We start from the raw sequence: 22,355 nt of genomic DNA, 5'->3' as shown, positions 1-22,355 counted from the left end.
TTCATGGCAGAAGCAGGCGTCAAACTGGAAGAAAGCTGGAAACGCGTTCTCTCGCCTGAATTTGCCAGCCCCTATATGCAGAAGCTGAAAGACTTCCTGCTCGCCGAAAAAACGGCTGGCAAACATATCTTTCCCAAAGGCCCGGAATATTTCCGGGCGCTTGATCTCACGCCGCTCGACGAGGTCAAGGTCGTCATACTCGGGCAGGACCCCTATCACGGTCAGGGACAGGCGCACGGGCTCTGTTTCTCGGTGCAGCCGGGTGTCCGTATTCCGCCGTCTCTGGTGAATATCTACAAGGAGCTGCAGAGCGATCTCGGTATTCACCCCGTCCGACACGGTTTTCTGGAAAGCTGGGCAAGGCAGGGCGTTCTTTTGCTCAACAGCGTTCTGACGGTTGAAGAGGCTCGCGCGGCGTCCCATCAAGGCCAGGGCTGGGAAAAATTCACGGATGCCGTGATCCGTGCCGTCAACGACGAGTGTGATCACGTCGTTTTCCTTCTGTGGGGCTCCTACGCCCAGAAAAAAGCTTCCTTCGTAGATCAGACGAAGCATCTGGTGCTGCGCTCACCACATCCATCGCCACTTTCGGCGCATAATGGCTTTTTCGGCAATCGCCATTTCTCCAAGGCCAATGAGTTTCTTGCGTCGCATGGGCGTGAGCCGATCGATTGGCAGTTGCCCGATGTGGCAGGTGGTGAAAAAAACCTTCTTTAGAGGCTCATAAATCTCTTTGCGCTTTGCGGTTGTCGGCATTAAAGATAACCGGACTACAAAGTGAAGGATTTGTTTTCCGTGTCTCTTCTATCCGCTGAAACCTCTGTTGCACTCGCCGATCCGCTCGCCATCGTAAATGCCTTTGAGGATCATTTCGCCGAGCATATGGATATGCGCCGGGATGGCGCGACGGTTCGTTTCAAGGCGGAGTACGGTCACGGCAGCTTCAGCGCGGAGGGCGGCCAGTTTGCGGCTCGGGTCAGTTGCGTGTCTGAAAACGTGCTGATGTCCGTAAAGGCCATGGTGGCGGAGCATATCGTTGAGTTTTCCGGCGAGACAGGTCTCGATTTCCGTTGGGTCGGCCATGGCGCGGATCAGCGCGAATTGCCCAATCTCTTCGTCGGCAAGATTGCACGCGCCTATAATCTGACACCCAACATGCGTCGTCTGGTGGTGTCTGTCGAAAACGGCATTGAGAAACTGGTCACCAGCGGCATGCATGTCCGATTGCTTCTGGTTCCCGACCAGGGCCGTGCGCCGGTCTGGCCCTATCTTTCCCAAACCGGAGCAATCATCTGGCCGGAAGGCGATGATCTGTTGACCCGGCGTATCTATACGATCCGATCAGGTGATATCGAGGGTGGTGAAGTCCATATCGATTTCGTCATGCACGAGGGCGACCATATGCCGGGTGCGCATTTTGGTGCGACGGCGAAACCAGGCGATGTTGTCGGCATTATCGGTGCCAGTGGTGTTTGCCCGGAGGCCGACCGTTATGTGTTTGCTGGTGACGAGACGGCGCTACCGGTGATGTTGCGGATGGCGGCGGAGATGCCGGCTGGTAAAAAGCTCAGCGTCTATGCGGAGATTGACAACGAGGCAGAGCGTCAGAATGTCGTCTGCGCTGCCGACGTCGAATGGACCTGGCTCTATCGTCGTGGCAAGCCGGCGGGAACATCGGGTTTGATCGAGCAGGCTCTGCGCGGCCATTCCTTCGCAGAGAACCACGATGGTCAGCATGTTTTCGTCGCCTGCGAAAAAAACGAAGCACGTGCTGCCAAAGCATTTCTGACGGATGAAGTCGGTATTCCCAAAGCCTCGTTGCGGTCTGTCGGATACTGGACGATGGGCGCGTCTGACGACCACTGAACGGCAGCGTTCAAGACTGCTGCTACGGCTTGGTGCTATTTTGTGAACAATCCGTTCGGATTGTTCTCTCTATACGATCCGATCGTCTTGCCCCATCTTTGGCTCATGAAACACGGACGGCTCCGTTTCGGGAGCCAGTGAGCCAAAGGGGTTTATTATGATTGACCAGATCAAGGGTTTGCACCACGTCACGTCAATGGCTGCGAGTGCGCGCCAAAACAACAGCTTCTTTACCGATACGCTTGGCCTTCGCCGGGTCAAGAAGACCGTCAACTTTGACGCACCGGATGTCTATCACCTCTACTACGGTGACGAAGTTGGTACGCCGGGCTCGGTCATGACCTATTTCCCGTTCCCGCATATCGCTCGCGGACGTCCGGGCACCGGCGAAGTTGGTACCACGCTGTTTTCTGTTCCCGAGGGTTCACTTGGATACTGGCAGGACCGCCTTTCCAAGGCTGGTGTTGACGGCTTGAAGGCTGATGAGGCCTTCGGCAACAGGCGCCTGCATTTTGCCGGTCCTGATGGCGATGGTTTTGCTCTGGTTGAAGTTCGCGACGATGCGCGTCCACAGTGGACAGGCAACGGCGTCGGAGAAGATCAGGCAATCCGCGGTTTCCAGGGTGCCTCGCTTCGGCTGCGCGATGAAGGTGCGACGGCTGAGCTGTTGAAGTTCATGGGTTATCAGGAAGTTGATCGTCAGGATGGCGTGTTGCGTCTTGGTATGCCCGGCGGCAATGGTGCGGATTTCATCGATATCGAGACCATGCCGAATATTTCCGGCGCCAAACTCGGCGCGGGCTCGGTGCATCACATCGCCTTCGCTGTCGAAAATCGCGAAAAGCAACTTGAGGTCCGTAAGGCACTGATGGACACGGGGTATCAGGTCACGCCTGTTATCGACCGCGATTACTTCTGGGCCATCTACTTCCGCACACCAGGCGGTGTGTTGTTCGAAGTGGCAACGAACGAGCCGGGTTTCGATCGTGACGAAGACACGGCCCATCTCGGTGAAGCACTGAAGTTGCCGACCCAGCACGCGCATCTGCGTTCCGTTCTGGAAGAGCATCTCGAACCGCTGGGCGACGAAAAAGCGGCATAAGGACCGGCTTTTCGATCGTTGGAAACAAACACGAAAACCGTCGCCCTCGGGTTAGGCCGAGGGCCTGCGCGCCATCTGGACGGGTGGCCAAGCCTGAGCGATCGGGACTGGAAACGGAAGGATATTATTTATGGGCCAGGACACTTATTTTCACAAAGCTCGGGCAGGGGCTGCGGGCCAACCACTTTTTATCGTGCTGCACGGTACGGGTGGCGATGAAAACCAGTTTTTCGATTTTGGCAGTCGGCTTTTGCCACAGGCCACGGTTGTTTCGCCACTCGGAGATGTTTCCGAACATGGCGCGGCGCGCTTTTTCCGGCGAACCGGAGAGGGCGTCTACGATATGATTGACCTGCAGCGTGCGACGACCAAACTTGCTGATTTCGTAAGAGCGAACCGTGATCACTACCAGGCCGGACCGGTCATCGGTCTCGGATTTTCTAATGGTGCGAACATTCTTGCCAATGTGCTGATTGAAGACCCTGATCTCTTCGATGCTGCGGTTTTGATGCATCCGCTGATCCCGTTCGCGCCAAAACCGGCTGCCGCCAAACCATCGCGTCGGGTGCTACTGACAGCCGGCGAGCGTGATCCGATCTGCCCGGTTCCTCTGACAAAGTCACTTGAAACCTATCTGAAAGCGCAGGGTGGTTCGGTTGAAACGATCTGGCATCCGGGCGGACATGAGATCCGTTCGAACGAGATCGACGCAATCCGCGATTTCGTGGCGCCTTATTCGGCCTGACACTCATATTCGGCTTGCGACGATCTCCCGCCTTGCCGATACTGCCGGAACAGTTCGTCCCCCTGTTCCGGTAGTTTTTCATGAGCAAAATGACTTTCAATCCGCCGTCCGTGCGCAAGCCCTTCGGCAATTACAATCATGGTCTTCTGGTGCCGCCTAGCGCGTCGCTGCTGGTCACTTCCGGGCAACTAGGCATTGGTCTGGATGATGCCGTTCCCGCTGATGTCTCGGCTCAGGCCGAACTTTGTTTCGAAGCGATCAAGGCGATCCTCGAAGACGCAGACATGACCTTTGCGGATGTCATCCGTATTTCTGGTTTTGTGACGAAGCGCGAAGATTTTGCACCCTATATGGCAGTGCGTGATCGTTATACGCTCGACCCAAAGCCGGTATCCACGCTGATCATCGTGTCGGGATTTACCCGCCCGGAGTTTCTGGTCGAAGTGGAGGTTACGGCCGCCAAGGTCGTTTGATCAATTTGCCGCAGCGTTGAGGGCGCAAGCCGCCCTCGCGATCACAATACGATCGCCCTGCTGCTATCAACGATAGCCGCATTTCTGCAGTTGGGACTCGTAACGCATCGCCATATTGGCGGAACGGCGAGCGGCTTTCTGGACGCCGGAATTATTGCGCCAGCTTCCCTTCGCATAGCCGGCATGACCGGAATAATAGGCGAGGTAGAGGTTGTAGGGATCGTTCAGCGCGATGCCGTTCTCACGGCGGCTCTTGGCGTGATACCAGCCGACAAAGTGAATGGCATCGGTAAAATCGGTGCGGCTGGCGGACCAGCGTCCCGTCTCGCGCTTGTAGACTTCCCACGTACCATCCAGTGCCTGTGCGTATCCGTAGGCTGTCGATTGGCGTTTCCACGGAATGAAGCCAAGAAGCTTGGTGCGCGGCGGGCGGGCGTAAGGCCGGAAGCTGGATTCGGTGTAAATCGTCGCCATCATGACCGGGACTGGTACACCGAACTCACGTTCTGCGGCTTTCGCGTCTCGTTGCCAGTTGTTGAAGATGCCATTCCGCTGCTCGAAGATTGCACAGGCATTGGTGATCTGGGACGGCGCTGTCGCGCAGCCAGCCAGAACAGTCATCAGCAGAACAACGGCAAATACGCCACGCATCACGGAACCCTTTCGTTCCGTCGTTTTTAAATTGGTAACGATTAACGTGGGGTTTTAAGACAAGGTTAATTCAAATGCCGCGCATCGAGGATCTGTTAACCATCTGAAAATCCTTGTGTCGGGGAAAGGGCGAAAGCGTGGAGTGCGAGGTTATATCTGCCTTCTTTCACGCTCCCGATAGCGCTCTCCTCCGCTCCGTCAGAACTGCTCCATTTCCCGTTTGACCTTTTCCATGAAGGCAGAGCGGGTCTCAACGGTGCAATTGTTCATGTCGTAGTGCGCGAGAAATCTGACCGGGGCGCCGAGCTTTATCTGGCCGCGAAGTACACGCTTGACGATGCGTTTGGGTGGGTTGCCGGCCAGAAAGGCGCGCATGGGTGTGGCGCCATAGGTCATGACAGCTGCGAGTTTGCGGATATGTCGGAGCGTTGGCGTCAGCCTGCCATCCTGCAACGCAAAGGATACACCGGGCAGCCATACGCGATCGAAATAGCCTTTGAGCATTGCCGGGAAACCGAAATTCCAGACCGGTGTGCAGATCACCAGCCCTTCGGCCGCAAGCAGCCTTTCGCAATAGGACCGCACCAGATCGGCGTTTTGAGGAACGTCATGATAGACGCGCCGGTCGTGTGCGGACAGAACAGGGTCAAAACCCTCCTCATAGAGATTGCAGGCATCGACATCGTGGCCCGCCTTTTTCAGGCTTTCGCAAGTCTGGTGAAAAAGCGCCCGCCCATAACTTTCTTCCAGCGGGTGCGAATGCAGTACGAGAACGCGCATGATAAAGCTCCATGTCATCAGCCGAGCGAACATCGTCCCGGCATGAGGTTGAAAACTTTTCCGCGCCGTTTTCCTGATAAATGACGATCCGCTGTTCGAGCATCTTGCTCTGGTCGCATCGCCGTTCACCCCACCATTTGTCAGGTGCGAAACCCGCGCTTGTTGAGCGAGGGTTCGGGAGTACCTTCGGAAGAAATATATGTGGTTGCCGTTACCTGTTTCTCAGGCCTCCTGTGCTTCCGCAAAGGCGGAAAGTCCCGGGAAAAGGTAATTGGTTCCAGCCTTGAAATCAAAGTTCGGATTTTCCCAGGCGATCATCTTGCCAGGGTTCAGAAGGCCCTTGGGATCAGTTTCCTTCTTGAAGGCAAGCTGCACCTTGTCCGTCTGCTTCATGCCGCCTTCTTCCAGCGTGTAACGATGCGGATTGAAGATCGGGCAGCCATTCTGTTCATGGATGCGAATGATCTCTTCCAGGCGTTCTTCCGTGGTGTAGCGGACCAATGGCAGGCCGGAGCACTGGATGTGGCCGTCGAACTTGATGAACTCCAGATGGCCGATCACTTCGTCGCCGAAGATCTCAGTCATTTTGCGGACCTTTTCCACGTGATCCGGACCAGGATACTGCACCTGCAGATAGGTCCAGGACGGATCGATCTTCAGGGCGCGTAGCGTGGTGTGGTTCCAAGCCAGCTCATAGGCGTGCGGAATGCCCTTCATGCTCTCGACCGTGTCCGAGCGGAAACGGATATCGCCCTTCATTCTTTCGGTAAAGGCAACGAACGGCTCGATGGAATGCGGTGCCACCATGAGCACCACCACCGACTGCCCCTCCTTCAGCCAAGGCTTGTGGCGATTGAAATAGTCGTAGGGAATAGGGGCTGCGATCGGCGCGATTTCCTTGAGAAGAATGCCGTTCTTATGAGCCAGCGCGTCGGCAAATTTTACCGCATCCATGTAATCGTCGTAACCGACAATCACGTCGACCCAGTCATAAGCGGTGGCAAGCGGCATCTCGACTTCGGTGATAATGCCGTTGGTGCCATAGGCGTGACTGACCTTCTGCAGGTCCCAGGCGGTGAGATCGAGTACGCGTGGTTCGGCTTCCATGGTCACGACCCGCAGGCGCAAGATATTGCCAAGGTCGCGCAGCCCGCCCCAGGTGATCGAGCCAACGCCACCCGATCCGCCAGCAATGAAACCGCCGATCGTGGCTGTCTGCTTTGTAGATGGGTGGAAGCGCAGCTCCTGGCCGGAATGCGCTTTCGTCTGCTTGTCGAGTTCGGCAATCACGATGCCAGGCTCGCAAATGACGCGACCCGGCTTGATTTCCTTGATCTTGTTCATGCCCGCCATGTTCAGGACGATACCGCCGGAGAGCGGCATGGCTTGACCGTAGTTGCCCGTTCCCGTGCCGCGCGGCGTGACCGGTGCGCCATGTGCGAAGGCCACTTTCAGGATGCGGATCACCTCCTCCTCGCTTGTCGGGGTGACAATGAGGTCGCCGATCACGTTGTCGAGCTGGGCTTTCAGCACCGGTGAATACCAGTAGAAATCGCGGCTTTTCTGTCTCACCAGCGCTGGGTTGTCCTCAACGGCGATGCCTTCCAGCTCCTGCTTGATCTTGGCGTAGTCTACCATCTTATCGGTCCAGTATAGGGTCAAGGTCACGGTAATCCGGCAGGCGACGGTCGATGCCCATGCCATTCCGCATCACGATGCGGTCAGCCTGCGGACGGGAAAGAAATTCGCTCCAACGCCTCGCGCTGAACAATACGAGATCGGCGGGGCTGCCTACGCGGATACGACCGATATCGGCGCGGCCGAGACTGTCGGCAGGCGAGGTGGTGACAATACGCGCGGCATCGTCGAGCGGATGGTCGAGATGCAGGATGCGCACCGCTTCACGGAACACCTCCACCGGGTCCAGGTCGCCATAGGCATAGAAAGGGTCGCGCGTGTTATCGGAGGAAACGGCGGTTCTGACACCGGCCGCAGCCAGCTCCTTGAACAAGGTCACGCCGCGCCATCGAGGTGTGCGGCTTTCATGGCGATCCTGCAGATACATGTTGCACATCGGTAGCGACACGACATTCAGGCCAGCCTCAGCGACCTTGTCGATTACTGCTTTCGCGACGTCGTCGTCCTGCCGCGCCAGCGAGCAGCAATGACCAACGGTGACCGCCCCCTCGAAGCCGTTGCGAAGTTTTGCTTCGGCCACAGCTTTCAGTGCCAGAACCTGCCTGTCTTCTGTCTCGTCCACATGCAGGTCGATATCGAGGCTGTTGTCAGCAGCCGTGCGGAAGAGGAGATCGAGGCGTGCGTCGAGATCAGGAGACATCTGCGGCACACCGCCAAGCAAGCCGCCGTGACGTTTCACCACAGACACAAGATCGTTGAAGTAGCGCTCGTCGAAAATCTGGTCGGTCGGAAACAGAGCTACGGCCTGAAGCGCGATCCGGTCCTTCCAGTCATCCTGCACTTCAGCGAAAACCTCGAAGGAAATACGGTGCTGGGGCGCTATACTGTCAAGATGGGTGCGCAACAGCTTTGTGCCATGCGCGTAAGCCGAACGCAGCGAAAACTCCATACGGGTTCGCACATCTTCGGCAGACCAGTTCGCCTCACGGTCGGCTCGCACATTGTCCAACGCACCCATGAACGTGCCATCAGGATTGCGACGGCGATCCCAGATATGACCTTTGTCGATATGGGTGTGCATCTCGACAAGGCAGGGCCAGACCATGCCGTCGCGCAGATCGGCTTTCGGCAGATCGGCGGGCGTCATGCCGGGCGGAAGGATTGCCGCGATCTTTCCCCCGTCGATGACCAGGTCGGCGCTTACAAGGCCCTCACGCTCGCGCGCTTCGAAGCCTTCTACCGTCACGGCAGGCAAGGTGGCGTTGGTCAGAGCGAAGGCTGATGCATCGGGCAATGTCATGAAGGCGGCAGTCATCAGTTTTCCCGTTTCAGGCTGCTTTCATGCCACCGGTGCAATGAAAGCCATGAGATGAAGGAGGTGATGGCGAAAATCGCTACGCCAAGACAGGAAAGCAGAAGAAGTGCTGCGAAGAGGCGCGGAATATTCATACGATATTGCGATTCCAGCAGGCGGAAGGCCAGCCCTGAACCTGCACCGGCCGACCCCGCCGCGAACTCGGCAACCACGGCAGCGATCAACGCCAGTCCACCGCCGATCCTCAGACCCGTCATGAAGTAGGGCAGAGAAGCAGGCAGTTTCAGATAAAGCAGGGTCTGCCAGCGGGATGCGCCATAGAGGTCAAAGAGGTTCAGAAGATTGTGGTCGACGCTTTTCAAGCCCTGCACCATGTTGGAGAGGATCGGAAAAAACGCGACCAGGAAAGCACAGATCAACAGCGCGACCTGGGTGCTCGGTGCATAGATCAGGATCAGCGGTGCGATCGCAACGATGGGGGTTACCTGAAGAATGACGGTAATCGGATAAAAGGCGATCTCGATCCAGCGCGATTGCACCAGGAAGATGGCGATGCCGACCCCGCCGGCCAGCGCCAGTGCGAGCGAGGCCATGGTGATCTTCGTTGTGACCCAGAAGGCAGGGGCGAGTGTTCCCCAGTCATTGAAGAGCGAGGCGACGACGGCAGCCGGGCCTGGCAGAATATAGGGAGGCACGCCGCTGACCTTGACGCCCACATACCAGACAAGAACCAGCACAGCGACGACACCGATCGGGACCAGCGTTCGCAGAATGAGTTCACCGCGCCGTTCGAGGAAGCTTTTTTCTTTTGCTTGCGGCAATGCCGCTTCCTTCGTTGCGGACATCAGTGTTCTCCGTTGCCAATGGCTTCGAGAAGCATGGTGGAAACCTTTTCGCAGGCGAGGCGATAGTCTTCCGAGGTGCGGTAATGGGCGTCGCGCTCCATGGCTGTCACCAGCGGAAAATCGGCATGAACGCGGCCGGGGCGAGCTTTCATCACCACGATGCGGTTGGACAGATAGGCAGACTCATAAACGGAATGGGTAACGAAGATGACGGTGATGCCGGTCTCACGCCAAAGCCTCAGCACGTCGTCATTCAATTTCTGGCGGGTGATCTCGTCCAGTGCCGCAAAGGGCTCGTCCATGAGTAGCAGCTTGGGCTTGGTCACCAATGCGCGGGCAATTGAAACCCGCATCTTCATGCCGCCGGAAAGTTCGCGAGGGTAGGCGTCGGCAAAGTCCTGCAGGCCGACCGTCGCCAGCGTTTTCATGATTTCTTCGCGGGCGGCGGCCTTGGACACACCACGTAGTTTCAGCGGCAGATACACGTTGCCGAATACCGTCTGCCAGGGCATCAGCGTCGGTTCCTGAAACACGAAGCTGATATCGCCTTCCGGCAAACCCCTTGAGTTGATACGAGAGCTTGGCCAGTCGATCGAACCGGTGGTAACGTCACCAAGACCTGCGATGATGCGCAGCGCCGTCGACTTGCCACAACCGGATGGGCCGAGCAGGCTGACGAATTCACCGCCTTCAACCGTCAGATCCATATGGGACAGGGCCACTGTACCCGAGGAAAAGGTCTTCGAAACGGACTTCATGACGACCAGAGGCCGCTTGCGGGATTCTGCCGGAAGGCTTGTGGCGGCTGGGGACGAAACGCTCATCTTCACTCTGGAATTGTGATGCCGGACAGACCCGCCACGTTGGGACGCGGCGGGTCAGGCTAGTCTTATTTCTTCAGCGCCATGCCGACGCCCTTGCAGACGAATTTCGTCGTGTAGGCTTTTTTGTAGTCCAGATCGGCGGGCTCCAGGCCGATTTTCACGACTGCATCGAAGAAGGCCTTGTAACGGTCGTCGGTAATGCATCCGATGCCCTTTTCAAGCGCGTCGCCCGATTCAAGAATGCCGTATTCCTTCATCTTGGCGATGGAGAAGGCGATCTGCTCGTCCGTCATCTCCGGATTGTCTTTCTTGATGAGGTCGTTGGCAGCCTTGTTGTCGCCGTAGAGGTAGTTGTACCAGCCTTCGAGCGAGGCATCGACGAAGCGCTGCACCATCTCGGGGTTTTCTTCGACCGTCTTGGTCTGCGCGGTAATCATCGTCGAATAGGGCGTGAAGCCCGCATCGGCCAGCAGGAAGACTTTCGGTGCCCAGCCCGCCTGTTTTTCGATTTCGTGTGGTTCAGACGTCAGATAGCCCTGCTGTGCGGAAGCCTTGTTGGTGATGAAGGGGCCTGGATTGAAAGTATAGGGCTTGTATTGCTCGTCCTTGAAGCCGGGGTAGTTCTTCTTCATCCATTCGAAATAGGTGGCATAGCCTTCCTTACCCATGAAGATGGTGTCGAGCTTGGCAAGATCTTCGAATTTCTCGACGCCGGCATCCGGGTGGGCGAGAAGCACTTGCGGATCTTTCTGGAAAATGGAGGCGACGCTGGTCAGCGGGATGCCTTCCTTCACCGCGTCCATATCGCCAAGCTGGCCGCCCATGTAGAATGTCACCTTGCCGGCGATCAGCAGTGAACGGTTGGCGGCATTCGGGCCACCCTGAACGATGGTGACTTTCAGGCCGTGTTTCTCGTAGGTTCCGTCGGCAACGGCCTGGTAAAAGCCGCCGTGCTCCGCCTGTGCCAGCCAGTTCGTGCCGTAGGAAACTTCGTCCAGCGCCAGTGCCGGCGCCGTTGCGGCAATGGAGCCACAAAGCGCCATGCCCGCCAGAAACACGTTTTTCGTCAATCCATTGGTCATGTCTTGTTGTTCCCCTGTTAAACCTTGCGGCATCGTGAGAGCCTGTTTTGTTGTCTTCATTTGATCGTGCGTATCGCGCATTGAAAAGCATCAAAATTCGTGCACATTGATGCCTTAAAAGCATCGTTTGAATGTCAGCGTACAAATGATGCGATACGGTCAAAATTTATGCAGAGTTGATCCGCCGTGCTTCATTCGCGCAAGCTGCAATATATCGACGAGATCGTGCGCTGCGGTTCCATCCGCAAGGCGGCAGCACGTCTCAACGTTGCGTCCTCGGCCGTTAACCGGCAGATCCTCGCGATCGAAGAGGAGTTCGGTGCACCTATTTTCGAACGGTTGCCACGCGGCCTTAAACTGACGGCTGCAGGCGAGTTGTGCATCGAACATATCCGCGAGGTGCTGAAGGATTATGAAAGGCTTGAGACTCGCATTCGCGGTCTCAAGATGCCGCGGGCGGGAAAAGTGACAATGGTTGCGACTACCGGTCTTGCCGCCGGCCCGTTAACGGCGATCCTGCACAATTTTCTCGAAAAACATCCGCGCGTACGGGTTCTGCTTCATAATGACAGCGGCACGCCGACTGTTAACCCGGTGTTGACGGGGGAGGCGGATATCGGCCTTGGTTTCAACATTCCGGCCGCACCGGGACTGCGCACACTTGCCTTGTTCGATGTGCCTGTTGGTGTGGTACTGCCGCCCGACCACCCTTTGGCTGAACGCCAGAGCCTTGATCTCACCGATATCGTGCACGAGAAGATGGTTCTGTCGCAGCCGGGCACGAGCCTTCGCAATGTCATCAATCTTGTGCTGGCTCCTTTGCCAATGCAGGTTGAACCGCTGCTGGAAACCAATTCGGTGGAGTTGATGAAGCAGCTTGTGCGTTCGGGCTCCGGGCTGACACTTCTCAACCCGCTCGATGTTTATCTCGAATGCAAGCGTGGGGATTTGGTGTTTCGGCCGTTTTCGACACCACATATGCGCCATCAGCCGATGAAGCTGTTTGCCCGCTCACGCTCGACGCTCGATACAGCGGCGAGCCTTTATGTGGAATTCCTGTTGTCCGAGCTTTCGGCGCTGGTTGCCGATCTGCAAAAGCAGGGACATGTGCCCTTGCAGGACAAACAACGCGAACAGGCGGGTTGAAGACCTTGTTTTAGCGCGAATAGAGCGCCGAAAGTGGGTAATTCGCGAGATCGCGCAAGAGTTCGATGAAGCCGGAAACCTGATGTTTGCAGATCGCTTCGCCCTTGGCTGCGGTTCCCTTCGATGCATCGCCGACAACGCCATTGTCGTTCAGGTCGTGGGCGATCCAGGCCAGCGCATGTGGTGGCAGCGGCTGGATGAACCGTGAGCGCTCTTTCTGCCACTCGGCCTTCGATGTGAAATTTTGCGCCTTCTCCATTCGCACCAGTTCAGGACGAAAATGCAGCATCAGTGATGTCTCGACCTCGCCGCCATGAATGCCGAATTTCATTTCATGCTCACCAATCAGCCCTTCCGGATGGCCGAAGCGACCCCATTGGGTGCCGACCACTGCCATGCCGTATCGCACACGCAGCTCTCGCCCGACGATGCTCATGATGTCGACATTACCGCCATGGGAATTGACGATGACCATCTTCTTGACGCCCGCTTCCGAAACCTTCTGACCTATTGAGGTCCACATGCGGATCAGAAGGTCGGCGTCGAAGGAAAGCGTGCCGGGTCCGTAGATATGTTCGTTTGCCTTGCCGATCTGCTGTGTGGGCAGAACCAGTGTCGCCAAATCGGCAGGTTTCTGGACACGAAACTCCGAGAGCATGCCCTCGGCGATTGCGACGTCGGTGGCGACGGGCAAATGCGGACCATGTTGTTCTGTCGAGGCGATCGGCAGGATGGCAACGGTATTTTCCGGGTCGAGCGTCGCAAAATCCAGCGTGTTCAATTCGTTCCAGTAGAAAGCCGTCGCCATGATGTCTGTCGCTCCGTTGTCGTGGTTCCTTACCGGAGTAGGCGTTTCGGTAGAGCGCGAAAAGCATCAATTTGTGCGCATGCCGCTCTCTTTTTCAGTGCGCGTTCAGATTGCCTGGGCAAGAAAAATGCGTGGAATGTCAAAAAATCGAAAACAGATAAAATTGTAGCTATCGGCTTAAAGCGGCTGAAAAGAGTGCTGTGCCATTGTGGGACTACAGACGAAGGAGCGCTCCAAAACAAAAAAGAGTGCCTCATTAAAAGCAACGCAGATCAAGACCGGCACAAAGCTGGCAGAAACCGAAACGGGGTATGAAAATGCTGAAGAAGATTATTGCTGCCGCCATTTGCGGCATTGTCGTCGCTTCCATGTCCACCCATGCGGATGCAGCCGGTGCCGCCGGTTTTGCGCGCGGTTTCGCCACGGCTGAAAAGGCTGCGCTTGCGAAGATCGATATCTCCGCCTCCAATCGTTTCGATGGCTGCACGCTTGTTGCGGGTCAGTGCGTTTCCTCCGCTGCCATGCGTTTGACGGAAAAGCGCCGCGACCAGCTTTTGAATGTCAACCGTGACATCAACGGCACGATGGGCGCGCTTGATGATTATTTTTCCGGTTTTGGAAGCGACGTTCCAGCCATTCAGCCTGTTGGCGCCGACAATTGCGGTGATTGCGCCACGATCAAGCGTTCTGCTCTGGTGGGCGCTGGCTGGTCGTCGAATGCGCTCCGGATCGCTTTTGCTCTCAATGACGATGGATCGCTTGAAAAGGTTCTGATTGTGTCGACCGACAAGGGTGACATCGTTCTCGGCAACGCCGCTTTCACATCCAAGGAGCGCGAAACCGCGCTCTAACCCATCCAGTTTCATGCCTGCCTGACTGCGCCGGTTTTCCCGATCCGATAGAGGATCAGGACGCCGGCGTTTTTTTTCGTTCGGCGACAGCAATTCCGGCAAGCGTCAGGAAGAGTGCGATGAGCTGATAAGTGTGCAGCGTTTCGCCCAGTACGGCCACTGAAAGAAGGGTTCCGAAAACGGGCACGAGGTTGATGAACAGGCCTGCGCGGTTGGCGCCAATCTGCTCCACACCCCTGATAAACAGGATCTGCGCAACCAGAGATGCGAAAATGGCGGCATAAAAAACGAGAACCCATCCAGTTTGATCCGGCCACAACACGGTATCCTGCGAAACTTCCCAGCCGATCAACGGAACAGAGCTGACGAGCGCGAAAAAGGCCGGGATTGCCATCAGCGTGCGCCAGTCAACTGCCGGTTTCCAGCGCAGGATCACGGTGTAAATTGCGTAAGCCAGCACGGCGAGCAGCATGATGGCGTCACCGACATTCATGTCGAGCTGTAGCAGCGAAATTGGGTCGCCATGAGAGGCGAGCAGACCAACGCCTGCGATGGTCAGGCAAAAGCCGGCGATCTGGCCGACGAAGACGCGCGTGCGAAACAGCATAAAATTCAGGACGAAGATGACCATCGGAATGCCGGCCTGAATGACAGCGGCATTGATGGCGGAGGTGTGTTTGAGCGCTGTATAAAGAAAGACGTTGAACGCGGTATAACCGACGCTGCCAAGCACGAAGAAATACGGCAGGCGTTGGCGCACGATGGGCCAATCGCGAATAAGCTGCGGCAGCGATATCGCGAAAATCATCGCGACCGCAAATACCCAGCGCAGGAAGGTGAATGCCATGGGGCTGATATGGCCGATTGCCAGTTTTCCGGCGACAGTGTTGCCGCCCCAGCAGAGCGTGGCGATGATGAGGGCGATGTAAGCTTTCGAGGACACGCTGATCTTTCGGCTGGAGACGGTGGAGTGCGCGGAAACGACGCGTGAGAATCGCGCCGGTTGCATCGGCGAGATCATTCCCGCCGGCGGAGATAAAGCCGAAATCCGCATTTTGTCACGGAAAAAGCAAATTTCGCCGCAAGAAACAGGGTCGCTTTCCGCAAGACAACACAGTATACATTCGCGGGTTTGGGTTTCCCATCGAATTACCGGGCGCGTAAGCGTCATCAGCAGGAAAGCAAGAAATGACGAATGTTGTGGTGGTCGGCTCGCAGTGGGGCGACGAAGGTAAAGGCAAGATTGTAGACTGGTTGTCCGAGCGGGCAGATGTCGTCGTGCGTTATCAGGGCGGTCACAATGCCGGTCACACGCTCGTCATCGATGGCGTGAGCTACAAGCTCTCGCTGCTGCCTTCTGGCGTCGTACGTCCTGGAAAATTGGCGGTCATCGGTAACGGCGTTGTTGTCGATCCGCATGCGCTGATTGCCGAAATCGGCCGTCTGGAAGTGCAGGGCGTCAAGGTCACGACCGACAATCTGCGTATCGCCGACAATGCGACACTTATTCTTTCTCTGCACCGCGAACTGGACGGCATGCGCGAAGACGCGGCCTCCAACAGCGGCACGAAGATCGGCACCACCCGTCGCGGTATCGGTCCGGCCTATGAAGACAAGGTTGGTCGTCGTGCGATCCGCGTCATGGATCTGGCTGATCTCGAAGCGCTTTCGGTCAAGGTTGACCGCATTCTGACGCACCACAATGCGCTGCGTCGCGGCTTCGGTGCAGCCGAAATTTCCCATGAAACGATCATGGAAGAACTGACGTCCATCGCCGACAAGATTCTGCCGTTCAGCGAAACCGTATGGTTGCTGCTCGACAAGAAGCGTCGCGCTGGCGCGCGCATCCTCTTCGAAGGCGCGCAGGGTTCGCTGCTCGATATCGACCACGGCACCTATCCGTATGTTACTTCGTCCAACACGGTTGCCGGTCAGGCCGCTGCCGGTTCGGGTATGGGTCCGGGTTCGCTCGGCTACATCCTCGGCATCACCAAGGCTTACACGACGCGCGTTGGCGAAGGTCCGTTCCCGACCGAACTGAACGATGAAATCGGCCAGTTCCTTGGCGAAAAGGGTCATGAGTTCGGCACCGTGACCGGTCGTAAGCGCCGTTGCGGCTGGTTCGACGCTGCACTGGTTCGCCAGTCGGTTGCGACAAACGGCATCACCGGTATCGCACTCACGAAACTCGACGTTCTCGACGGTCTGGATGAGCTGAAAATCTGCGTTGGCTACAAGCTCGACGGCCAGGAAATCGATCATCTCCCGGCAAGCCAGGGCGCTCAGGCCCGTGTCGAGCCGATCTACATCACGCTGGAAGGTTGGAAAGAATCCACTGTCGGTGCCCGAAAATGGGCGGATTTGCCTGCTCAGGCAATCAAGTATGTCCGTCAGGTGGAGGAACTGATCGGAGCGCCGGTTGCGCTTCTGTCCACAAGCCCCGAGCGTGACGACACCATACTTGTGACTGATCCGTTTGAGGATTAATGTCCTCAGCGATCAAGTTTCATAAACCATATCGGGCCGGTACGTCGCCGGCCGCGACGAGAAAGTGCTTATGGCGGATTTTGTAGCGGTCATTCGCAAAGCCGTGGATGGCTTGGCGAACAATACTCCCGAAAACCGGGCGAAGGTTTACGAAAAGGCGCGTGGTGCCGTCGTGCGCCAGCTTGAAAACATGAAGCCGCGCCCGCCGGAAGAACTGCTGCGCCGGCAAATCACCAAACTCGACAGCGCCATTGCTGAGGTGGAAAGCGAATTCGCCGAAGCTTTGCCTGCGCTGGAAGAGGAAGACGAAGGCTTTGCGCCGGCGGTGGAGCCGGCGCATCAACCTTCTTACGAAGAGCCGGAAGAAGAAGTTGCTGCTGAACCGGTAGCGCATTCCGCTGACGCTGAAGAATACGAAGCGGATCGGGTCGAGCCAGTCTACGAGGAGCCTCATCCGGTTGAGGCCGCGCCGGTCGCTGCCGCCGATGAAGCGCCGGTTGAGGAAGAAGAGCACGCTCACGGCGAGGTCTCCAACGAAGCTCCTTACGAGGAGCCGGAAGAGCTTTATGACGCTCCAGAACCTGTTCATGCCGTTGCCGAGCAGGAGCAACCGCAGCAGGAAGTCATCGGCACCTATTTCACCCGTGCCGATGAGGAGCCCGCCTACGCGTCGGAAGAGGAGCGTTACGAAGAGGCGCATCATCATCCCGTAGAGGCTGAGCCTGCGGTCACGCCTGTTGACGAATCCGTTCCGGCACATTGGGCGCAACCCGTTGACGAGGACGACTGGCGCAAGCTTGACGAGGCGACTGAGGATGATCAGCAGCCTCACGGCGCCGAAGACTTGCCTGAGGACGAATACGAAGATCGTAACCAGGCTGGGCATCACCCCTATGCTGCAGCACCGGTCGTCGCGTTCGAGCCCGAGAAGCGCGACGAGCACGGCTACGCCGATCATCGTGCCGATGTCGATCACGATCCTGTCTTCGGTGGAGGTCAAGACTATGCCGAAACGCGGCATGAGCCTGAAACGCCGCCGAAAAAAGCTGCCGTGGTGGAGGATTTCTCTACCTACTTCCAGGACACGGATATCGACCTTCCGGCAGAGCGCACGTCGGCAATGCCGCGCGCCAATGATGATCCCTTCGAAGCACCGAAGGACGGCAAGGACAATAAAGAGCGCACCCCTTGGGATGATCTGGATGAGTTGATTGGTTATGATGGCGCGTCGTCGTCGAACCGCGCAGCTTCGGATGAGGCCCCCAGCGTCGGCGCCAGTGCTGCAACGCCTGCCTATATGGTCAAGAAGAAGCCGCGCCGGAACTATGCGGCGGTCGTGCTTGCTCTGGTTGGCGCGGGCCTTCTGGCTGGCGGCGGTTATGCCCTCTGGATGAACCGCGACGCTCTGAACGACATGGTCGGCGGGCTGGTCCAATCAGCAGGCAACGGCAATGGCGAGACATCTGCGCCTTCCACCGACTCTGCCCAGACGCAGACACCCACGCCTCCGGCGACGCAGCAGCCACCGGCTGCCGGACAGCAGACGGCAAACAATCAGGCTCAACCTTCCGGCGACGACGGTTCTGTCACCGGCACGAAGTTCACCCAGCGCCTAATGGCCGATGGGACCGAGCGTGACGAGGGCCCGGCTGCTGGTGGAAACGGTCAGCCGGTGACGGCGGAAGGCCAGTCTGTCTACGAGCAGAACGTTGCTCCGCCAGCGACAACCGAGACACCTGCGGCCAATGGTGCTGCGCCGGCCGGAACGCCAGCGACGCCTGCCCAGCCCGGTGCTGTTGCCGGTGGCGAGCGCATGTTCCTGTATGAGGAAGTGCTGGGCCAGACGGTACCAACCGCGATCCAGGGTTCGGTTGCGTGGACATTGCAGCAGGAAAACGACAGTGAAGGCCGACCGTCTCCGACTGTACAGGGGCAGATTACTGTTCCCGGTCGCGGTTTGAGCGCGCTTATCACCTTCAAGCGCAACACCGATCCGTCGTTGCCAGCCAGCCATCTGATCGAGATCGTCTTCTCGGTTGCGCCTGGATTTGAAGGCGGCGCGATCGACAGCGTTCAGCGTATCGCGATGAAGAGCACGGAGCAGGATCGTGGTAACGCGCTGATCGCGGTTCCGGCCAAGATCACCGATGATTTCCACATGATCGCGCTCAATGACTTCCCTGACGCGATGAAAACCAACCTCGAACTGTTGAAGAGCCGCAACTGGATCGACATTCCAGTGTCCTATCGCAACGGTCGCCGTGCTTTGCTGACCCTGCAAAAGGGACCGGAAGGCATCGCTGCGTTTGATGCTGCCCTTCGCGACTGGGCTGCAGCCGCGCCTGCGACGGGTCAGTAAGGGCGCTACCAGAGACAAGAAAAAGGGGCTGCCTGAGGCGGCTCCTTTTTTGTTTGCGGATGTTGTGAAGGATACAACGAAAAGCCCACAGATCTTTCGATCTGTGGGCTCCAATTTTTCATGTCGATCGCTGTGATGATATCAGGCATCGACCACGCGAAGGGCGCGGGCGGCTTCCAGCGCTTCTTTCTGAACCGCTTCCTGAACCTTTTCGAAGGCGCGAACCTCGATCTGACGAACACGCTCGCGGCTGATGTCGAACTCGGAAGACAGCTCTTCCAGTGTCACCGGCTCTTCGGCAAGGCGTCGAGCCTCGAAGATGCGTCGTTCGCGCTCGTTCAACACACCCATGGCCTTGGCCAGCATGCGACGACGGGTTTCCAGTTCGTCCTGCTCGATCAACACGGCTTCCTGGCTGTCGTGGTCGTCCACGAGCCAATCCTGCCACTGGCCGGATTCGCCTTCTGACGCCTTGATCGGGGCATTCAGCGACGCGTCGCCATGCAGACGGCGGTTCATCGAGATGACTTCTTCTTCCGAAACCTGGAGCTTCGTGGCGATTTCCTTGACGTGCTCCGGCTTCAGATCGCCATCATCGATGGCCTGGATACGACCCTTCAGACGGCGCAGGTTGAAGAACAGGCGCTTCTGGTTGGCTGTCGTACCCATCTTCACCAGGGACCACGAACGCAGGATATACTCCTGGATCGAAGCCTTGATCCACCACATTGCATAGGTCGCCAAACGGAAACCACGCTCCGGATCAAACTTCTTGACCGCCTGCATCAGGCCGACGTTACCCTCGGACACGACTTCACCGATCGGCAGGCCGTAGCCGCGATAACCCATGGCAATCTTGGCGACGAGGCGCAGGTGGCTGGTAACCAGCCTGTGCGCGGCATCACGGTCGCCATGTTCGGCGTAACGCTTGCCGAGCATGTATTCTTCCTGCGGCTCCAGCATCGGGAACTTGCGGATTTCATCGAGATATCTGTTAAGACCGGCTTCACCGGCTGTAATGGAAGGCAAACTGTTGCGGGCCATATAGCACCCCCTTATCTTTGGTCTGTGGCGGCACCCTTTTTCGACGTTTAACGTCCCACGTCAGGCATGCCGTCGTGGCGGATCATTATCGACCCCGCACGAACCCAGATGTCAGATATGTACGCGGCTGCAGCATTTCAAGCGGCAGCCACGATCACACGCGCGTTACATCGTTACGACATCCTCTGTGCTGTCCTTAACCCCGCTCCGATAGATTCGTTCCGAAAAATTTCCAAGTCCGGAGCGAACCATCAATTCGTACATGACCCGCCGCCGCATGGGATTGTGGAGGCGCGCAATCTTTGAGCCAAGAAACTGCGTTTCGGCGTGATGTAGCGTACGCAAATCCGGTGCATTGGCGATGACATGTTCGTAATGCGCGTGAAATTCGCGGCGGCACACATAAGTCTTGTATTTCGTCATGCAGAAGCAAACGAGATTGTGCCCGTGGGTGCGAAGGAAGTCGGCCATTCCGACTGTAACTTCAGGCCAGGCGGGATTGAAGGTATCGTCAAAAACAATGATACCGTGGTCGGCGATCGCTTCCATCGCAAGTCTCGCGTCTGCCATGACATGATGCAGATGATGACCCCCGTCGATGCTGAAGAAGCGTACCGGACCAACCCGTTCGGTGATGTCGCTGGCATTCAGTCGCGTGCTGTCGCCGCGAATGATGAGGTCTTCATCGACCGGCTGTCCAAGGCGCTGGCCGTTGTCAAGAAAGCGCCGATACTGGTCAAGGCTGCCATCGGCGGGCGGGTCGAGTTCGAAGAGGTCAATCCCCAGAACCTTTTCACCCTCGGCCGCGAACCGCTGCAACAGAAAATAGGAGCGACCGTAAAACACGCCGATATCTGCCATGCCACCACCAAGGGCGCTTGCGGTCTGAGCTTGCAGCAAGGCTTTGAAAACGAGCGCATCGGGAGGATCGATATATCCCTCCACCGTCCGCAGATCCTGAAATATGAAGCGGCGTTCATCGCTGTTCATGTGCAATCATTTCCGTCTCCCGTCGTTTCACGGGCGCCCTGCAGGCGGGTTTCGGCGGACACATGCCGGTGTGATGATTGCTGGCCGAACCAGTCAATCGCATGTGGTGCAGCTATGAAAAGGTGCAATGATTGAAGCGAAATTGGGGCGGTCCGGAAACGAGACCGCCTGCAAAATATAGGGAAAAGCGAAAACTGTCTTTATTATCCAAGGTTTCGCAAAGATGGCGGGCAAGGCATTTTTCAGCCTTTGCCATGCCCGCCTGTCGCTGTTTCGTCGGAAGGAGCAAGCAGTTACGGGTGTTCGTGGCCGCGCAGCGCGTTGGACAGTTCTTCCATGTCATCGGGCATATCAGTCTCGAATTCCATCACCTCACCGGTGCGTGGATGTTCAAATGCAAGAAGATAAGCATGCAGGGCCTGACGCGGGAAACGACCGACAATGCTCTTTGCCGGTTCTTCCAGCAGGTTTGCCTTGGTGCGGTAGGCTGCCCCATATTCAGGATCACCGATCAATGGGTGACCAATGTGCGCCATGTGCACGCGGATCTGATGCGTGCGGCCGGTTTCGAGGCGGCATTCCACCATCGAGGCAAGGCAGGTTGCATCCGGCCGCTCATGAAACCGCTCGATGACCTCGTAGTGGGTGATTGCCTCGCGGGCGTCATCGGCGTGCTCGTTCTTGACGGCCCGTTTGGTGCGGTCGGATGACCGTCCCAAAGCGGCATCGATCGTGCCGCGCAGGGTTTTGGGACGACCCCATACAATGGCCTTGTAGGCGCGCTCAAGCGGGCCGGTGCGGCCATGGTCGGCAAATTGCGCAGCAAGATGTCGATGCGCAGCGTCATTCTTGGCCACGACCATGACACCAGAGGTTTCCTTGTCCAGTCGATGCACGATACCGGGACGTTTGACACCACCAATGCCGGAGAGACTGTCACCGCAATGATGGATGAGGGCGTTGACGAGCGTTCCCGTCCAGTTGCCAGCACCGGGATGCACCACCAGCCCTGCGGGTTTGACGAGCACGATCAGATCGTCATCTTCATATTCGACGTTGAGCGGAATATCCTCGCCCTTCGGTTCGGGATCTTCCGGCTCCGGCATGGAAATCTCGATCCGGTCACCGGGATGGACCTTCTTTTTGGGTTCGGTAATGGGTTTGCCGTTTACGGATACCGCCCCTTGCTCGATCAGTGCCTTGAGGCGGCTTCGCGACAAGTCGCCGCCGACTTCGGTCGCCAGCCATGAATCAAGGCGCCCTTCGGCATCTTCCCCGGCAATCAGGACTTTCCTTGCGTCGTCGCCTTGTTTAAAGGGGTCGTTCATTCTTATTTTTCCGATCCAACA

General features: G+C 57.3%; 21 protein-coding genes. 9 read left to right on the top strand and 12 right to left on the bottom strand.

What is annotated here, in order from left to right; all coding sequences use genetic code 11:
• Window positions 1-3 precede the first annotated feature (3 nt).
• From ung to HWX89_RS22180, 5 genes are all read left to right on the top strand, one after another.
• Window positions 4-717 carry a uracil-DNA glycosylase gene (gene ung, locus HWX89_RS22200; protein WP_138791293.1) on the top strand — a complete coding sequence of 238 codons (714 nt, stop codon included), beginning with the start codon at window positions 4-6 and terminating at the stop codon, window positions 715-717.
• 78 nt (window positions 718-795) lie between these two features.
• Entirely contained in the window at window positions 796-1,866 is a 1,071-nt protein-coding gene (locus tag HWX89_RS22195) for a DUF2218 domain-containing protein (RefSeq protein WP_138791292.1), read from the top strand.
• A 157-nt stretch (window positions 1,867-2,023) separates the two neighbouring features.
• Complete coding sequence (locus tag HWX89_RS22190) at window positions 2,024-2,968, top strand: VOC family protein (RefSeq protein WP_138791291.1); 945 nt, start codon at window positions 2,024-2,026, stop codon at window positions 2,966-2,968.
• A gap of 130 nt (window positions 2,969-3,098) precedes the next feature.
• Window positions 3,099-3,713, top strand: a complete 615-nt coding sequence (locus HWX89_RS22185; RefSeq protein WP_138791290.1) for an alpha/beta hydrolase — start codon at window positions 3,099-3,101, stop codon at window positions 3,711-3,713.
• A gap of 80 nt (window positions 3,714-3,793) precedes the next feature.
• Window positions 3,794-4,186 carry a RidA family protein gene (locus HWX89_RS22180; protein WP_178340868.1) on the top strand — a complete coding sequence of 131 codons (393 nt, stop codon included), beginning with the start codon at window positions 3,794-3,796 and terminating at the stop codon, window positions 4,184-4,186.
• Between the two features lie 66 nt (window positions 4,187-4,252).
• Here HWX89_RS22180 and HWX89_RS22175 read toward each other — a convergent pair whose 3' ends face one another.
• The 7 genes from HWX89_RS22175 to HWX89_RS22145 all read right to left on the bottom strand — a co-directional run bounded on the left by HWX89_RS22175 (window position 4,253) and on the right by HWX89_RS22145 (window position 11,321).
• Complete coding sequence (locus tag HWX89_RS22175) at window positions 4,253-4,837, bottom strand: transglycosylase SLT domain-containing protein (RefSeq protein ID WP_138791289.1); 585 nt, start codon at window positions 4,835-4,837, stop codon at window positions 4,253-4,255.
• Window positions 4,838-5,035: 198 nt separating this feature from the next.
• Window positions 5,036-5,617 (bottom strand): NAD(P)H-dependent oxidoreductase, encoded by a 582-nt coding sequence (locus tag HWX89_RS22170; RefSeq protein WP_138791288.1) that lies wholly within the window; start codon window positions 5,615-5,617, stop codon window positions 5,036-5,038.
• A 222-nt stretch (window positions 5,618-5,839) separates the two neighbouring features.
• Window positions 5,840-7,255 (bottom strand): FAD-binding oxidoreductase, encoded by a 1,416-nt coding sequence (locus HWX89_RS22165; protein WP_138791287.1) that lies wholly within the window; start codon window positions 7,253-7,255, stop codon window positions 5,840-5,842.
• Between the two features lies 1 nt (window position 7,256).
• Window positions 7,257-8,570: a cytosine deaminase gene (locus HWX89_RS22160; protein WP_138791286.1), complete on the bottom strand. Its 1,314-nt coding sequence runs from the start codon at window positions 8,568-8,570 to the stop codon at window positions 7,257-7,259.
• Window positions 8,570-9,415: an ABC transporter permease gene (locus HWX89_RS22155; protein ID WP_138791285.1), complete on the bottom strand. Its 846-nt coding sequence runs from the start codon at window positions 9,413-9,415 to the stop codon at window positions 8,570-8,572. The genes HWX89_RS22160 and HWX89_RS22155 overlap by 1 nt, the downstream gene beginning before the upstream one ends.
• Window positions 9,415-10,239: an ABC transporter ATP-binding protein gene (locus tag HWX89_RS22150; RefSeq protein ID WP_138791284.1), complete on the bottom strand. Its 825-nt coding sequence runs from the start codon at window positions 10,237-10,239 to the stop codon at window positions 9,415-9,417. The genes HWX89_RS22155 and HWX89_RS22150 overlap by 1 nt, the downstream gene beginning before the upstream one ends.
• Before the next feature lie 65 nt (window positions 10,240-10,304).
• A complete protein-coding gene (locus tag HWX89_RS22145; RefSeq protein WP_138791283.1) occupies window positions 10,305-11,321 on the bottom strand; it encodes an ABC transporter substrate-binding protein in 1,017 nt (338 codons plus the stop codon).
• Window positions 11,322-11,507: 186 nt separating this feature from the next.
• On the opposite strand from HWX89_RS22145, the gene HWX89_RS22140 reads away from it, so the two are divergent.
• Window positions 11,508-12,467 carry a LysR family transcriptional regulator gene (locus HWX89_RS22140; protein ID WP_138791282.1) on the top strand — a complete coding sequence of 320 codons (960 nt, stop codon included), beginning with the start codon at window positions 11,508-11,510 and terminating at the stop codon, window positions 12,465-12,467.
• 10 nt (window positions 12,468-12,477) lie between these two features.
• Here the strand turns inward: HWX89_RS22140 and HWX89_RS22135 are convergent, their stop codons facing one another.
• Window positions 12,478-13,275, bottom strand: coding sequence for a creatininase family protein (locus tag HWX89_RS22135; protein ID WP_138791281.1), 798 nt, complete (start codon window positions 13,273-13,275; stop codon window positions 12,478-12,480).
• A gap of 317 nt (window positions 13,276-13,592) precedes the next feature.
• Here HWX89_RS22135 and HWX89_RS22130 point away from each other — a divergent pair, with 317 nt between their 5' ends.
• Complete coding sequence (locus HWX89_RS22130) at window positions 13,593-14,126, top strand: transglutaminase-like cysteine peptidase (protein WP_138791279.1); 534 nt, start codon at window positions 13,593-13,595, stop codon at window positions 14,124-14,126.
• Window positions 14,127-14,181: 55 nt separating this feature from the next.
• Here HWX89_RS22130 and HWX89_RS22125 read toward each other — a convergent pair whose 3' ends face one another.
• The gene (locus HWX89_RS22125; RefSeq protein WP_178340896.1) at window positions 14,182-15,069 is read right to left on the bottom strand and encodes a DMT family transporter; all 888 of its coding nucleotides are present in this window, start codon (window positions 15,067-15,069) and stop codon (window positions 14,182-14,184) included.
• Between the two features lie 245 nt (window positions 15,070-15,314).
• Between HWX89_RS22125 and HWX89_RS22120 the strand changes: the two genes are divergently transcribed.
• Window positions 15,315-16,613, top strand: coding sequence for an adenylosuccinate synthase (locus HWX89_RS22120; protein WP_138791277.1), 1,299 nt, complete (start codon window positions 15,315-15,317; stop codon window positions 16,611-16,613).
• Window positions 16,614-16,683: 70 nt separating this feature from the next.
• Window positions 16,684-18,972 (top strand): hypothetical protein, encoded by a 2,289-nt coding sequence (locus HWX89_RS22115; protein ID WP_138791276.1) that lies wholly within the window; start codon window positions 16,684-16,686, stop codon window positions 18,970-18,972.
• A 141-nt stretch (window positions 18,973-19,113) separates the two neighbouring features.
• Here the strand turns inward: HWX89_RS22115 and rpoH are convergent, their stop codons facing one another.
• The 3 genes from rpoH to HWX89_RS22100 form a co-directional block, all read right to left on the bottom strand.
• Window positions 19,114-20,016: an RNA polymerase sigma factor RpoH gene (gene rpoH / locus HWX89_RS22110; RefSeq protein ID WP_138791275.1), complete on the bottom strand. Its 903-nt coding sequence runs from the start codon at window positions 20,014-20,016 to the stop codon at window positions 19,114-19,116.
• A gap of 165 nt (window positions 20,017-20,181) precedes the next feature.
• Window positions 20,182-21,006, bottom strand: a complete 825-nt coding sequence (locus tag HWX89_RS22105; RefSeq protein ID WP_138791274.1) for a class I SAM-dependent methyltransferase — start codon at window positions 21,004-21,006, stop codon at window positions 20,182-20,184.
• Between the two features lie 293 nt (window positions 21,007-21,299).
• Window positions 21,300-22,334: an RluA family pseudouridine synthase gene (locus tag HWX89_RS22100; RefSeq protein WP_138791273.1), complete on the bottom strand. Its 1,035-nt coding sequence runs from the start codon at window positions 22,332-22,334 to the stop codon at window positions 21,300-21,302.
• Window positions 22,335-22,355 lie beyond the last annotated feature (21 nt).

The organism is Rhizobium sp. RM (assembly GCF_013390595.1).
Taxonomy (GTDB): Bacteria; Pseudomonadota; Alphaproteobacteria; order Rhizobiales; family Rhizobiaceae; genus Agrobacterium.
Note: the sequence above shows the minus strand (reverse complement) of the source record. Positions and strands in the feature narration are given on the sequence as shown.

What these genes read in the sequence shown, in the direction of transcription:
- HWX89_RS22160 (WP_138791286.1), bottom strand. Translation starts at nt 8,570, where the DNA reads ATGACTGCCGCCTTCATGACATTGCCCGATGCATCAGCCTTCGCTCTG.
- HWX89_RS22155 (WP_138791285.1), bottom strand. Translation starts at nt 9,415, where the DNA reads ATGTCCGCAACGAAGGAAGCGGCATTGCCGCAAGCAAAAGAAAAAAGC.
- HWX89_RS22145 (WP_138791283.1), bottom strand. Translation starts at nt 11,321, where the DNA reads ATGACCAATGGATTGACGAAAAACGTGTTTCTGGCGGGCATGGCGCTT.
- HWX89_RS22180 (WP_178340868.1), top strand. Translation starts at nt 3,794, where the DNA reads ATGAGCAAAATGACTTTCAATCCGCCGTCCGTGCGCAAGCCCTTCGGC.
- HWX89_RS22150 (WP_138791284.1), bottom strand. Translation starts at nt 10,239, where the DNA reads ATGAGCGTTTCGTCCCCAGCCGCCACAAGCCTTCCGGCAGAATCCCGC.
- ung (WP_138791293.1), top strand. Translation starts at nt 4, where the DNA reads ATGGCAGAAGCAGGCGTCAAACTGGAAGAAAGCTGGAAACGCGTTCTC.
- HWX89_RS22130 (WP_138791279.1), top strand. Translation starts at nt 13,593, where the DNA reads ATGCTGAAGAAGATTATTGCTGCCGCCATTTGCGGCATTGTCGTCGCT.
- HWX89_RS22190 (WP_138791291.1), top strand. Translation starts at nt 2,024, where the DNA reads ATGATTGACCAGATCAAGGGTTTGCACCACGTCACGTCAATGGCTGCG.
- HWX89_RS22185 (WP_138791290.1), top strand. Translation starts at nt 3,099, where the DNA reads ATGGGCCAGGACACTTATTTTCACAAAGCTCGGGCAGGGGCTGCGGGC.
- HWX89_RS22100 (WP_138791273.1), bottom strand. Translation starts at nt 22,334, where the DNA reads ATGAACGACCCCTTTAAACAAGGCGACGACGCAAGGAAAGTCCTGATT.
- HWX89_RS22170 (WP_138791288.1), bottom strand. Translation starts at nt 5,617, where the DNA reads ATGCGCGTTCTCGTACTGCATTCGCACCCGCTGGAAGAAAGTTATGGG.
- HWX89_RS22105 (WP_138791274.1), bottom strand. Translation starts at nt 21,006, where the DNA reads ATGAACAGCGATGAACGCCGCTTCATATTTCAGGATCTGCGGACGGTG.
- HWX89_RS22135 (WP_138791281.1), bottom strand. Translation starts at nt 13,275, where the DNA reads ATGGCGACGGCTTTCTACTGGAACGAATTGAACACGCTGGATTTTGCG.
- HWX89_RS22115 (WP_138791276.1), top strand. Translation starts at nt 16,684, where the DNA reads ATGGCGGATTTTGTAGCGGTCATTCGCAAAGCCGTGGATGGCTTGGCG.
- HWX89_RS22175 (WP_138791289.1), bottom strand. Translation starts at nt 4,837, where the DNA reads ATGCGTGGCGTATTTGCCGTTGTTCTGCTGATGACTGTTCTGGCTGGC.
- HWX89_RS22165 (WP_138791287.1), bottom strand. Translation starts at nt 7,255, where the DNA reads ATGGTAGACTACGCCAAGATCAAGCAGGAGCTGGAAGGCATCGCCGTT.
- rpoH (WP_138791275.1), bottom strand. Translation starts at nt 20,016, where the DNA reads ATGGCCCGCAACAGTTTGCCTTCCATTACAGCCGGTGAAGCCGGTCTT.
- HWX89_RS22120 (WP_138791277.1), top strand. Translation starts at nt 15,315, where the DNA reads ATGACGAATGTTGTGGTGGTCGGCTCGCAGTGGGGCGACGAAGGTAAA.